General features: G+C 55.4%; 17 protein-coding genes and 1 pseudogene. 11 read left to right on the top strand and 7 right to left on the bottom strand.

Translation table 11 applies throughout. The features are described from left to right. Positions 1-199: 199 nt before the first annotated feature. The 5 genes and pseudogenes from Enr13x_RS39560 (at position 200) to Enr13x_RS21010 (ending at position 3557) form a co-directional block, all read left to right on the top strand. Positions 200-610 carry a TolC family protein gene (locus Enr13x_RS39560; protein WP_390620987.1) on the top strand — a complete coding sequence of 137 codons (411 nt, stop codon included), beginning with the start codon at positions 200-202 and terminating at the stop codon, positions 608-610. Continuing rightward, positions 568-879 (top strand): annotated as a pseudogene (locus Enr13x_RS39035) (TolC family protein); the annotation flags it as partial. The gene Enr13x_RS39560 and the pseudogene Enr13x_RS39035, both read left to right, overlap by 43 nt. A 123-nt stretch (positions 880-1002) precedes the next feature. Further along, a complete protein-coding gene (locus tag Enr13x_RS39030) occupies positions 1003-1635 on the top strand; it encodes a TolC family protein (protein WP_315857109.1) in 633 nt (210 codons plus the stop codon). 51 nt (positions 1636-1686) lie between these two features. Continuing rightward, positions 1687-3201 (top strand): copper oxidase, encoded by a 1515-nt coding sequence (locus Enr13x_RS21015; RefSeq protein ID WP_145388874.1) that lies wholly within the window; start codon positions 1687-1689, stop codon positions 3199-3201. A gap of 77 nt (positions 3202-3278) precedes the next feature. Continuing rightward, entirely contained in the window at positions 3279-3557 is a 279-nt protein-coding gene (locus tag Enr13x_RS21010; protein WP_145388873.1) for a metal-sensitive transcriptional regulator, read from the top strand. 664 nt (positions 3558-4221) lie between these two features. Here the strand turns inward: Enr13x_RS21010 and Enr13x_RS21005 are convergent. Next, positions 4222-5244 carry a hypothetical protein gene (locus Enr13x_RS21005; protein ID WP_145388872.1) on the bottom strand — a complete coding sequence of 341 codons (1023 nt, stop codon included), beginning with the start codon at positions 5242-5244 and terminating at the stop codon, positions 4222-4224. A 541-nt stretch (positions 5245-5785) separates the two neighbouring features. Further along, complete coding sequence (locus Enr13x_RS21000; protein ID WP_145388871.1) at positions 5786-6040, bottom strand: DUF7218 family protein; 255 nt, start codon at positions 6038-6040, stop codon at positions 5786-5788. Between the two features lie 465 nt (positions 6041-6505). Between Enr13x_RS21000 and Enr13x_RS39025 the strand changes: the two genes are divergently transcribed. From Enr13x_RS39025 to Enr13x_RS39855, 4 genes are all read left to right on the top strand, one after another. Beyond that, entirely contained in the window at positions 6506-6649 is a 144-nt protein-coding gene (locus Enr13x_RS39025; RefSeq protein ID WP_231743674.1) for a hypothetical protein, read from the top strand. 341 nt (positions 6650-6990) lie between these two features. Beyond that, positions 6991-7479 (top strand): YeeE/YedE family protein, encoded by a 489-nt coding sequence (locus Enr13x_RS20995; protein WP_261344145.1) that lies wholly within the window; start codon positions 6991-6993, stop codon positions 7477-7479. Continuing rightward, positions 7472-8062 (top strand): YeeE/YedE thiosulfate transporter family protein, encoded by a 591-nt coding sequence (locus Enr13x_RS20990; RefSeq protein WP_145388870.1) that lies wholly within the window; start codon positions 7472-7474, stop codon positions 8060-8062. Before Enr13x_RS20995 ends, Enr13x_RS20990 begins: the two co-directional genes overlap by 8 nt. Positions 8063-8102: 40 nt before the next feature. Continuing rightward, on the top strand, positions 8103-8573 hold the full coding sequence (locus Enr13x_RS39855; protein WP_145388869.1) for a cysteine dioxygenase: 471 nt from the start codon (positions 8103-8105) through the stop codon (positions 8571-8573). 16 nt (positions 8574-8589) lie between these two features. Here the strand turns inward: Enr13x_RS39855 and Enr13x_RS20980 are convergent, their stop codons facing one another. Continuing rightward, a complete protein-coding gene (locus Enr13x_RS20980) occupies positions 8590-9186 on the bottom strand; it encodes an exopolysaccharide biosynthesis protein (RefSeq protein ID WP_145388868.1) in 597 nt (198 codons plus the stop codon). Positions 9187-9395: 209 nt separating this feature from the next. Between Enr13x_RS20980 and Enr13x_RS20970 the strand changes: the two genes are divergently transcribed. Further along, on the top strand, positions 9396-9827 hold the full coding sequence (locus Enr13x_RS20970) for a macro domain-containing protein (protein WP_315856893.1): 432 nt from the start codon (positions 9396-9398) through the stop codon (positions 9825-9827). Then, on the top strand, positions 9809-9937 hold the full coding sequence (locus Enr13x_RS39445; protein WP_261344144.1) for a protein-tyrosine phosphatase family protein: 129 nt from the start codon (positions 9809-9811) through the stop codon (positions 9935-9937). The genes Enr13x_RS20970 and Enr13x_RS39445 overlap by 19 nt, the downstream gene beginning before the upstream one ends. An 806-nt stretch (positions 9938-10743) precedes the next feature. On the opposite strand, the gene Enr13x_RS20960 is transcribed toward Enr13x_RS39445, so the two are convergent. From Enr13x_RS20960 to Enr13x_RS38140, 4 genes are read right to left on the bottom strand one after another with little or no spacing between them, the layout of a single operon-like run. Then, positions 10744-11037, bottom strand: a complete 294-nt coding sequence (locus Enr13x_RS20960) for a hypothetical protein (protein WP_145388866.1) — start codon at positions 11035-11037, stop codon at positions 10744-10746. 49 nt (positions 11038-11086) lie between these two features. Beyond that, positions 11087-11812: an alpha/beta fold hydrolase gene (locus tag Enr13x_RS20955; RefSeq protein ID WP_390620986.1), complete on the bottom strand. Its 726-nt coding sequence runs from the start codon at positions 11810-11812 to the stop codon at positions 11087-11089. A gap of 3 nt (positions 11813-11815) precedes the next feature. Further along, a complete protein-coding gene (locus Enr13x_RS20950; protein WP_197455257.1) occupies positions 11816-12343 on the bottom strand; it encodes a formylglycine-generating enzyme family protein in 528 nt (175 codons plus the stop codon). Next, entirely contained in the window at positions 12301-12552 is a 252-nt protein-coding gene (locus tag Enr13x_RS38140; RefSeq protein ID WP_197455256.1) for an acyl carrier protein, read from the bottom strand. The genes Enr13x_RS20950 and Enr13x_RS38140 overlap by 43 nt, the downstream gene beginning before the upstream one ends. Between the last annotated feature and the right edge of the window lie 159 nt (positions 12553-12711).

Below are 12711 nucleotides of genomic sequence, written 5' to 3'. Positions count from 1 at the left end.
CTTTCCGCAAATGACGTCCCGAAAGTCCTCTACAAAGATACCCCTCGAAGGTATCTTGCCGATCTGAAAAGCAAGCCAATATGCCGCTGCTCAGATCAAAGGAGTGACTCCAGTGCGATCGTTGTTGTTCAAGTCCGGACGATCAGTCATTGTGACTGCCGGAATGTTTTGTACCGCTGCCAGTGCCCAAATGCCTTCGATGAGCAACACGGCTTCGGCGATCGGTCGCACCTTCACGCCTCCACCACCTGTGCCATCGGCACCCTACGGTTTAGATCAGCTCGATCCAAGCGGGCCACTGTTCCCCGGCGTTCGTGTCGACGGCAGCGACTTCGGTAGCACGCCAGCTCCCGTTTACGTCGACGGCGAAATGAGCTCGGAAGTGTTGCCAATGGAAGCAGAAGTCCAAGGGTACAGGCTAGATGATTTCCTGACTCTAGCGGCTCAGAACAATCCCACGATCCGTCAAGCTCGACTGCAGATTTCAGCACAAACCGCCAAGGCCTTGCAGGCGGGTTTGTACCCCAACCCGACTCTGAATTACATCGGCGAACAGATCGGAGTGATGTTGAAGGCGACAAGGATTCGCCGGGCGAGTTTCAGGGGATGACAGTGAGCCAGCGTTTTGTCACTGCCGGCAAGCTAAAATTGAGTCGTGAAAAATACATGCGTCGTGCTCACATTTCCGAACACCTCGCGATGGCTCAACAGTTCCGCGTCTGCAATGACGTGCGGATTCACTTCTTCCGAGCGCTGGCGGCTCGCGAAATCGTCGAGCTGCGAAAGGAACTGTTGAAAACGTCTGAAGACGGTGCTGTCACTGCACGCGAGCTTTACAACCAAGGCCAAGCAACACGACCACAAGTTCGCAAATCGAGCATTGCGTTGCAGCGGGCGAGGCTAGACGTGTTGTCCGCAGAGAATCACTACCGCGAATCATTTCGGCGGTTGGTTGCGATCGTGGGTGTCGACTTAACCGACGGTGTCGTGTCTGGCGAGCTGATGCCGCAAGGTGAACCGCTTTCTTATCAGGAGGCGATGTCTTTGGTGCTGACCGAAAGCCCAGAACTTGCCGCCGCCCGAGCGAAGTTGGCAGCGGACCGTGTCACCATCAGACGCGAACAGGTCGAGTGGGTTCCTGACATCGTTGCCGAAGGCGGAGCCGGATACAACTTCGAGGCTAAAGAGACAACGGCAACCGCAGGCGTGTCCATCGAGTTACCCGTGTTCGATCGCAACCAGGGCACCATTCGCCAAGCTCAATTGGACTATCGCCGGCAACAGGAAGAGATTCGACGAACCGAGTTGATGCTGCAGCAGCAGATGGCCAACGTCTACCAACAGTATTTGACGGCACTGCAAATCGCGACGGAATACGATCGGGTGATCATTCCCGAAGCCGAATTGGCCTATCAAGAATTGCTCGAAAGCTACAAAGCGAACCGTGTTGATTGGCCGACCGTTCTGGACGCACAGATGGATTACTTCGAATCACGTTTGACCCGAGTCCAGCATCTCGAACAAGTCCGCACGAACGAAGTTCTCGTCGGGGGCTACCTGTTGCACGGCGGATTGATGACAGCCCCCGGACCAACGCCACCAGGGCACATCGACGCCGTCGCGAAGCCTCGTTAGTCAACGCTTTGTCTTCACGAAGATCCATTCACAACATACAGTCTCAATCTCATGCCTTGTCCAGAAGATCGTCGCAAGTTTTTGAAGGTAGGCTCGTTCGCCGCAGCAACCGGTTTCGTTGGCAATTTGCTGGGACGCGATGCCAACGCGCAAGAGCCCATGCAGCACAGCGGAATGAAGCAACACGACAACATGCCGCAGCCAGTGGGCAACGCGTCAGCTCGCCCTGAAATCCCGGCCTCATCTGATGTCGTTGCGGAATACCACGGCTTCTCGCGTTTCAAACCCGGTCGTGGTCTCGACCCAGACTCGGACTATTACATCGGCAAGCTGGTTCCGGGTTTTCGCCAGGCTTCCGATGGTCCCGCGCCGTTTGAGGCTCCCGATATTCCGAAGCTGCCTTACAAAATGGATGGCGGCGTGAAGGTGTTTGAACTTGTGCCGATGGCGGTTCAACAAGAGTTTCATCCTGGCGTGAAGATGAACGTCTACGGCTATAACGGAAGCATGCCGGGGCCGACGATCGAAGTCACGCAAGGCGATCGTGTTCGCATCATCGTGACCAATGAATTGCCTGAAGATACGTTCGTCCATTGGCATGGTTTCGAGCTGCCCGTTCAGTATGACGGAGCCGCCACCTTGACTCAGAATCCCATCAAGCCCGGAAAGACGAAGGTCTTTGAATTCGACATCCATGAGGAAGGCACGTTCTTCTATCACTCGCATGTGGCGATGCAAGAAGCGTTTGGACAAGTCGGTTGGTTCATCGTTCATCCCCAGAAAGTCTTCGATCCACCGGTGGATCGCGATTTCGGATTGCTGTTCCAGAATTTTCAAATTCCGCCGACGCACACGATCAGCGATTCGTGGTCGATGGACTGGAACTGGCACACGATCAACGGCAAGAGCGGTCCCTACACGACACCGCTGGTATGCAAACATGGCGAGCGTGTTCGTGTGCGACTGTTGAACTTCGCCCCGATGCAACACCATCCGATCCACCTGCACGGACACACGTTTTGGGTGACCAGTCACGAAGGGGCTCGCATACCCAAGAGTGCCTGGGTTCCTCGCAACAATGAATTGGTCGGCGTTGCTCAAGCATCAAGCTTCGAGTTCATCGCCAACAACCCCGGCGATTGGATTTTTCATTGTCATATGATCCATCACATGATGAACCACATGGTCAAACAAGTTGGACCGCGAATGCGCGATGACGCTTCGGTCGATCAGTACCTCGCGAATCTCAGTAGCCGTCCGCAAGTCGACGCTTCAACTGACGAAAAGTTCGCGACGCCAGGCTACCCACAGAAGATGCAGGGCATGGAGATGTCCGAGGAATTTATGAAAGCCATATGGAGCCGAAAAGAAGTTCGCGGAATGCGAGCCAACTATGCTATGTCGGTCAAAGGATTGATGACCGTGCTGCGAGTTCTACCAGACGACCTGTATGAGTTGGTCATGAACAGCGACCAGCCAGTTGAAAAAGGAGCGGTATTCGCCGAAATCGTTCGTCGTTTCGGTGACCCCGGTAAGTACGAAGCTGCGCCCAAGATGATGATGTGAAGCGGACTAACTGCGGAGCCGTTTAGAGGATAAAATCGTCGACTCTGCGAAACCAACCTGCCAAAAAGTCTCCACGAATGCTCCCAGACGACGAAAAAAAGAAACTCAACAACCGACTTCATCGTGTCATCGGGCAAGTCGAAGCGGTTGGTCGTATGATCGTGGATGATGAATACTGCGTCGATATCCTGATGCAGTTGTCCGCCGCGACGGGCGCACTCAACAAAGTCGGCCAGATCGTCTTGGAGCAGCACATCCGATCCTGCGTCAGCGATGCCATCAAGAGCGGTAACGCCAAGGAACGTGATGAGAAGATCGAAGAGCTGATGAAGGTTTTTCGGAAGTACGGCCAGTGAGTGGAGAAAGATGGGGAGTGAAGACCATGACTGCAGCCCAGGCTCCCAGACTTTTTCAACAAGATCGTGAAGAAACATCGGGGCCGTGCATCCGCAGTGCATCAGGGAAGAGACTCCCCCAGTGGGAGTCCTTTGATAGTTCTTGGAACTGTCCGCGATCGCGGTGCTGTTGGTGCCCCCGCCGTCCGCTCGGGCAGGATCACACGACGCGAAGCCTTGCCCTCATGCGTGTTGCCAACCCTGAGGGGCTGAGTTGTGTTTGGCTCGGTGGGTTTTGGCGGGTTTGTCTTGGAGGTGCGAAGAACATCGGGCCAAGATCGCGACGCTTGGAACTTGCATGACGATGACGGCGACCACTTAGCAAGGTAAGGGAAATACGTGCCGGATCTGGTGAAGGGGGATAGGCTTCTAGTCTGTCACTTCAGCATTGACAGGCTGGAAGCCTATCCCACGAATATTCCGTGCGTCGGGTGTCGTCATAAAAGTCGTTGCCTGAGGCAAATGTGCGAAACGCCCGCGGTGGAGCAATCCACTGCGGGCGTTGTTCCTTTTCGGATAGAATCAGAAACAATGAGGATCAACAGATCACTGGTTTCTACGAGCAAGATTCTCTGCTTGACACTGCATCATCAACCGGAACCGGTTTCACAATCACGTCCATCTCTCAGCCGTTGTCACGTTGATGGGGCATCAAGATCGGCTTCCAGGTTTGCAGACGCTCGAACACGTCATCCATCGCGGCGACGACCTGCTCAGACGAGCCCCGCCAACGGAATCCTGCTGTCCTACCATCGCGTTTCACCTCGACGCTTTTCATCATGGTTGTCATGGGTGTGCTGCCATCGGCCCACAACAATTCATAAGCGACAATTCCATCGAGCACCGTTTTCATCTTGCCGGCCACATCCTCGGACTTCGCAACGAAATCTGCCTGCTCATACAAGGTGCCGTCGGATTGCTTTCCGAACGACCAAGTGATCTGTTGGTGCTGCGCAAGGATTGGCATGGCAATGGGATGCTTTTTCAATTCGGCAAGATTGATTGCTGCGCCATACATCCAGGCATCCTCGACTTTGTCCGTCAACAAGGGTGATTCCTTGCCGTCAAGCGACGGGGACTCACCGGACAACAGCTTCAATGCTTCCTTGCCGTTGGGCACCGACGACGCCAACAGGATGGTGTCCGAGTCGACCATCACGATGGTCATTTCCTGATCGCCCGAGGGGCCATCGTCGGACGGTTTCTGCTTGGACAGTGTGATCGTGTGCAGTGTGTGGTCTTGCCACTGCGTCTTGCGGTGGTTCATCGCTTTGCTTAGCAGTTTTTCAATCTTGTCCGCATCAAAATTCGCCTGAATGAGAACCGTTCCGGTGTACTCCCGGTAGTCCCGGCTGAACATGGTTAGTGATTTCAGATCTTTCGGCGGATCGATCCCGTATCGCTGTTTCATCCAACCCTGCGCCATCTTACGAAGCATCGGCTTCTCGCTTCGCAGTTTCTGCCACACCTGCGAATCGCTGAGAGATTCGTAGTCGACGTGGACAAGCCATTGTGCGTCGGCGGGCACGTGCGACGGATCAAGGCCTTCAGCTTTGGAACTCGACAGTCCCACGGTTGACAGAAACAGGATCGAGCAGAGGGGAAGCCACGCCTGTCGCAGTGACAGCATATTGGTTCGAAACAGCATTTTGTGGGGCTCCTAGAGCTTGTTTGGGATTCAGAAACTTTGTGCGTCGATCGTTGTGGCTGCGAACGTCGTGCCAGACTTCTCGACCTGCGGCGAAGCATTCCTAACGTATCTGACGGACCGCGAGCTGCCGGCATTGAACGTCATCCCAGAGCCACACCCGAATCAGCAGGAAGCACTCCCGGGAACAATAGCTGTTGCATCCATCCGGTACGACAGGCTTCCAGCCTGCAGTTCAGGCCGTCAATTCTTTGGAAAGTACCGCCAATACATCGGGCTTTCCCAAGATGTGCATCAAAAAAGTCCACACCGCCGGCAGCATGCATTCGATACGTTGGAGCCACGCGGCAGCATTGATCGCACAAGCCGCGGCAACAGGGCAGCATCTTTTTGACTGAACCGAGCTGTGACGTTATCGGGTGCTGTGTTGCTTGGTCAATAAACAAGCACCAGCATGAACGATTTAAGACCACAGGAAGCGGCCAGCTTGCAATGGAAGGTGTTTGCAAACGGAAGCTGACGCCACTTACATATTCGGTGCTTAGTGGCTTCGCAGTGCTTCGATCAGGTCGTCTTTGGACATTTTCGATCGGCCTTCGATTCCGACCTCCTTGGCCCGCTCGTATAACTCTTCCTTGGTCTGGTCTTCATACTTGTCCGCCTTCCCACCCCGTTTGCCTGCGGTTTTGCTACCGGAATTCGCGATTCTGGCAGCTTTCTCTTTGCTCATTCCTTGATCGCGAAGTGACTCGTATTGTTCATCGTTCTTGATGGACGGCCCGTGATCCTTCGTCATGTCTAAGTCACCCGTTGTCGTGTGTCTGTCTTATCGATGGGTATCAAGATCAATCCGGCGAAAAAGCCGCAAACTCCATGCCGTACTGACCTCAGACTCCACCCATCGAGAACGCGCGGCGGAACGACTCTTGCAACGCACCCCGAAACGCCCGCGAAGCTCGCAGCGTTCGTCGATGCGGTACTTCATTTAGAATTTGGTGGTTCTCAACGACTCAAACGCACGGCGAACGGTGTTGCGAACGGTGCTGCGAACGCCGAAGTCGCAAGCGTGCGTAAACAGATCAGTGCGAAAAGTGCGCGATGGCCGATCAGTCAACAGCAGCCTTCGACAAGACGGTCACCGCCGAATCAGTCGCATTAAATTTTAGCACCGCTGGATCGATTGCTGGCGGTAGCGAAACTCGTCGCAAGTCTCGATCGCTTGAGTCACCGAACGTCCTGACGACTTTCGCTACCGAAGATCGTGTCACTGATTGTTCCGACGGTCCTTCCCACCGAATACGGTTGCGGCATAAAAATTGCCCAGATGTGCGCCGTGCCGGTTGACGGTATTGGCTATGAATTTGAGACACGCCCCGGAGATGACCAAGCGATGAGCGGAATCTAAGTGTCGGATCTCTTGTTGCGTGATTGGCTTCCATCCTGTCACTTCAGCGACCACAGGCTGGAAGCTTAGCCCACTTATTTTCCGCGCGTTGCCAGGTGAAAAATTTGATCAGCAAAACCTATCGAAAGAATACGCGCGTGAAATGGAAGTGGGGAGTCAGTTAGCTCGATGACAAAGATTAGATGCAGTTTGCGGATGATGCTGAGTTGCAAGAACGCACCCGGCAGTATGCAGGCTTGGGACAACAGCGGTTTCGAAGTGAAAAATATGGCGTTGAACTGTTGATTTTGAGGAGACGTTAGATGAATAACCCGTTCGCGAAGAAATGATGGTCGCCGTATTTGGTCGGTGTGGGAATCGGCGTACTGAGTTGGTTTGCATTCTGGAGCGCCGACCATCCGCTCGGAATCACGACCGCCTTTGAACATACGTCCGCACTGGTGCTGAAGGCGGCAGTTCCTGGACTGTCCGAGTCGAACAGTTACTACCAAGATGAATCCCCGAAGATCGGGTGGGAATGGATGTTGGTACTCGGCGTTTTTGTCGGCAGCATCATCAGTTCGTTCACGTCCGGCGACAGAGAGCCGGTCACCGTGCCGCCACTATGGAAACGCCGGTTTGGATCGAGCGTGCCGCGCCGTCTGACTGTGGCCCTCCTCGGTGCCGGATTGATGATGTTCGGCGCTCGGCTGGCACAAGGGTGCACCAGTGGTCACGGCATCAGTGGAAACCTTCAACTGGCAGCTTCAAGCTGGTTGTTCTCGATCATATTTTTTTCAACAGCCATTCTGACCGCATTCGCGGTGTATGGGAGGACTCGCAATGTTTGATCCACTATGGAAACTGGCGCTGGGCTTGCTGACCGGAATGGTCTTCGGCCTGCTGCTGCAGAAAGGACGAGTGGCAAAGTTTCACGTGATCGTTAACCAGTTCCTGTTTCGCGACTGGACCGTTGTCAAGATCATGGGCACGGCCGTCGTGGTGGGGGCGATCGGGATATACGCGTTGCTGCCTACGGGTGCCGTTTCGCTACACATCAAGCCGCTTGTTTGGCTTGGCATCGTCGCGGGCGGGCTTTGTTTCGGAGCGGGAATGGCGATCTTTGGCTATTGCCCCGGGACCAGCGTTGCCGCCTGCGGTGAAGGCCGTCGTGACGCGATGGTAGGGGTGATCGGAATGTTGCTTGGGGCAGGACTCTACGTGGTTCTGTATCCGCAGCTCTCCGGATTGCTGAAGACTTGGGGCGACGCCGGGAAGGTGACGCTTCCGGAGTGGAGCGGTACGTCGCCCTGGCTGTGGATAGGCGTCGTCTGCTTCGGAGCATTGGCAGCGTTTGCAGTATTCGACCGCAGTTGGGGAGATACCTCGCCGAGGCTGCACAAGGACACACGCCAGCGACACGGCGCGAGCTAATCAGTAGGCGCACGTAACATCAACGCCGAATAAACTAGGAATGCAACCGATGAGACCTGGCCCTTTTCCGCGGGCTAAAAGATCGGTGCCTCGAGTACCTATTCGGACGCAGCGGTTGCGACTCAGCCGAGAGGACTTAGGAGATTATATTGCATTTCAACCGCGGCAGTTCTCGTGTCAGCTGCGCTATCGGGCGCCGCACTTTGAAGTGAATCGCTTCTGCTGGCTCGGTGGACAACGGAGTTCGATTCACGGTCACCGAGGCAGCGTGTGCTGCGTCCGCGTCGTTGAGGGGACGCTCACCGATACCGACTTTGTCCGCAAGCCTAACGGGCGGAGCGACGAGATCAGTCGCCGCCGTCTTGTCCCAGGCCAATTCGTCACCCGCGCCGGAAGCAAAATTCACCGCTGTGGCAACGAAGATTCGCCGGGTTACGAATTGGTTTCATTGCATCTTTATTCGCCGCCGTTGGCTCCACTTTCCGAACGAGTGTACGGAGAAGCGAGGTGAATCATCTTTTGTCATGTCAATTCCCGAGAAATTGATAGACGACCAATCCGGCAGTGGCGACCGAGAGGACGATTGCGAATCCCGCGACCAGGCCGTCTTTGGCCAACAGAGCGAGTGCAAACGCAGCGATTGCGGCACCGGCGACGTTCGCGCTGAAGGGCACGAATTCAAGAATCGGTGTCGTCATGGCGACCAGAACGCAAGCGATTGCAATAATCGAAGCACCAGCATGATTGATCAGCCACTGGTAGCGAGGCTTCGTCAACCAGTCCATCCATTGGGCGGGCTTGCGGACCCATGACGCCATCTTTCTGGCACGCTCGGCTTTTACCTTGCGACGTTCCATCCACTCCGGGACCCAAAGGTGCTCGCGGTGCATCACGATCTGCCCTGCGACAACGATAACGAGCAGCCCTAAAACGGTTGGTACACCGGGAATGTCGGCCGGCCCGGGAACCATCATGATCAAACCGACCAGCATCAGAACAGGTGCGAAAGTATGCTGTCCTAGAACGTCCATCATTTCGCCGAACGTCAACGGATCGTGTTGATCCGCGGCATTCTCCAGTTCGTTCAATATGTCCTCGGTGGGGTGCGATGTTGAAATCGACATGAAACGCTTTCCTCTCACTTCAATGGCTGGGCAGGGTACTCTTACTCCGACAAACTAGTTTTTGTTCTTCGGTTGACTCAATTCTTCCGTCATAATCGGAAGTATTCCCCGTTTCAGATCAAGGTCTTCCGCGACGCGCTTCGTTGATCCGCTGCATTTCCTTCGTCGGCAATTTGTCTCGTCATACCGAAAACACCCGACGACCGGCAGTGGGCGAAGCTACGCGTCTTGCTGCGAAGCAGCTCGCGACGTGGCAAGCCGATCATGCTTCGCGTCGATGCCGTAGCGATGCACCAAGACGGACATCGCTTCTTCTTGTCGGCCAACGGCGTGTGGTTGGTCGATGCAGTGCCACCTTCGTTTTTGACAATCCCGGACTGAATCTGTCCGGCGGAGTCAACGGTGCAATCCTGAACGCGACGGGTCCGAAGATTCAAGAAGAACTTCATTCTTTCTTGAAACAGAAAGGCACGTCTGCGGTCCCCGCCGGCACCGTCGTGCCAACCGAAGCCGGCAGCTTGCCGTTTCGATGCATCCTTCACGCCGTTGCTATCGACCCATTCTATGACTCATCGGTTCAGCTTATCCGTCGAACGGTCAAGGTCATGGCCGAACGGGCCTGGTGGCCGCGGCCGTCTTGATCGTGTCCGGTAAGGCACAAACGGCGGCGGACGCGATCGCGATGATTCAGGCGGTCCGTCCCGGTGTTGAATTGAACAAAGCACAACGATTGATCTTGGAGCAAATTTAATGAGCCGCGACGCGATCATCATTCACAAAGTGGTTCTTCCTGGATTTTGTGGCTGATCGCTCAGGACCCAGGTTTTTTGAGGCATTGCTGCGATGTCCGAATGGGTGTCGGACGACAAACGCGCGGTTCAAACGCCCCTCCGCCGACACGAGGCCGGTGGAGCGGACGAAGTACCTTCGCCGCATCGCAGACCAAGTGATTCCTTGGCGGGTTGCTCCTTCGCAGAGCCCGCCTCCGCGTCAGCTGGCTTCGCGATTAGACCGAGCAGAACCATCGGACATCGCAGCCATCCCTCAAAGAACCTTCCCCGAGTATCTGAGAGCAACCACTAAACTCGCGGAAGAACCCCAAAATCAAAACTAGCCACGCACGAAGTGCGGGATGTGGGCTAAATGCTATTCCAATCGCCAATTTGCATTGTTCAATTTGCAATTTGCAATCAAATATCCAACGAGCCACCAACACCCCCGAAACACTCGACTCCCCCCGCATGACCGAAGTCACCCTCGGTGTGGCCTTGGTCGCTAGCCGGCCGAATCGCGTATTCAAAGCCTTGATTGATTCAAACGACGTCCTTCAATCGGCGATGGGCAGCTTCTTCGACGCGGCCAAACATCAAGGAGATCCAGACGATGCTTAGTCGATCAGGATGAACTCGGGACCAATATTCTTCCTTGGTAGTGGATTGCAAATGCGGAAGCGAACTGGCCGACCGGATGAGCGACACGGCGTAAAGCGATTTCTCGCAAACGCTGGTCCGAGAAAGCTCGGTGATGCCGAAACTCGATCACTCCCGGTTTAATCGTTCATGCGTCATCCTTTGACTCGCGTTCTTCCAATGCGTCGCCGAGTTGATCCATGAAGTGGCCAAATTCGTTAGCGCTTTGCATGGCCTGTTCTTTCCATTGATCCTCGGTCAGCTCGAACGCTCGCTCTCCGATCCGCTGGACCTCCAGACGCGTGCTTTGGATCACCGCTCGGCCGTTCGCGTTGCTGTACCATTCCAGGTACAGGCACTTTCGCCACGTGAACGGCGGATTTTCGCCGGCTCGAATCCGGCGAAGCAATTCGTCGGTGGGAATGTCGAAGTGCTTGATCATTTGATCGGCGGTGATGTCGCCGACGTGACCGGACCATGAACTCGATGCTTTACTGCTGCGGTCCGTGATGCTCGCGTGCGGTGCTCAACGTTGACGCAACCTCGTTAAGAATCTGTCGAATGTAGGAATTTACCTCGGCGGGGTGAGTGATCGAAAGCACGTGCCCGCCGCCTGCAACGATCTCGTCGGGATCCGTGTAGCGCAACGGGAGTGTCCAGTCGCGGTCACCGTGCAGTTGAAAGACGGGACAAGAAACTTTCGGTGTGATCGACCAATCCAAAATGCGACGTAACGACCATTTGAAAACGACCGGGTTGGAGTCGCGGAACTGACAAGCAAGTCCGTACACGAACGGTGCATGCCGTTTGCCAAACGGCGTCGCGATCGGCCGAGTCAGAACTTGAAGTAGACGTACCGGAATGAAGGGGATCAAGAACCCAAGTGGTCGAGCGCAGCGGGCAAACATTGGCAATTGCGACGGCGCCCTGATACTTCCGATCAAGATCACGGCTCGGGCGTCAACGTGTTCTGCCAGATGCAAAGCGACGATTCCGCCAAACGATGCGCCGCCGATGATGCACGGATCGTTGTCGAGTGTTTCGGCTAAACGGCCGGCGTAGTCATTGATCGTTTCGGAACGTTCCGGCTCCAGCCAACCTGGACAATGCATCTGCGGGAACGAAATTTTTTGCGGCGCAAAGATGCGGGCGTCCGCAGCAAGCCCTGAGAGCAGAACGAGCGGCGGCGTATCAACTGAAGTCGTAGACATTGTCATAAGTCAACTTGGGACGTCACCAACGCATCGAAACCCGAGGCACCGGCCGCGCGCGTCGGGATTTCGGCCGCGGCGGTAACTTAGCCGGCACAGTTCAATCGGCCCCACCCAGCTTCCACCGCGCTCACTTCGCACTCCGGTTTCAACCTCGGCGACCGGGTCGTGTCTGGTGGCAGCTTTGCTAGAATATAATTTAGGCGAGAACCAATCGCGGCACCAATGCCAGATCGTGCCACTCATGTGCCTCAGGCCAAACCGTGATTGACCAAACATCTGCTGCACCGCCGGCAGCGGCAAACCCGCCAATTCGTAGGTTTCGCCCCGCCCGTGGATTTCCGCGTCGACACGTTCCGTTTCGTCGAACGCTCCTGCGGCGGCGTATTCCCACTGGGCTTCTGTTGGCAGATAGCTCCGCTCAGATCCGTCCGCGGCCCCGTCGTGGCCGTTTGCCCAACGTGAGTAAGCATCGGCGGCGTACCACGAAACCATCACGACCGGTTGCATCGCCGTCCCCGCTCGAGGCTTCCACAATTGTTCGCACAACTCAAACTGCATGTCGGCTTGCCGGCCCCCTGGTTCAAGAACGCGAATTCGGCGAGGTCGCGAACCCGGAACGGCTGCCGAGTGAAGATCAGTTTGCCGACTGGCGTCTTCGGCGTGTCCGGAATTGTGACGCCGAATTCATCTTCGGTTTCCATGATCAGCTCGATCAGATCGAGCCAATCCGAAGACGCGTTCACGATAAATCTCTCTGCGCAGGAAACGAATGGGCAGGAAACGACGAGGGCTTGAGGACCGCCATTGTAAAATCTTTGCCGACGAGTTCCTTGCAGACGATTTTGGAAATCGTGTCATCGTCCGCCTTCACACCAGAGCCTCGCTAATGGAACTGCGTATAA

The sequence above is a fragment of the Stieleria neptunia genome, assembly GCF_007754155.1.
In the GTDB taxonomy this organism is placed as follows: Bacteria; Planctomycetota; Planctomycetia; order Pirellulales; family Pirellulaceae; genus Stieleria; species Stieleria neptunia.
This window is presented reverse-complemented; position numbering and strand designations above follow the sequence as displayed.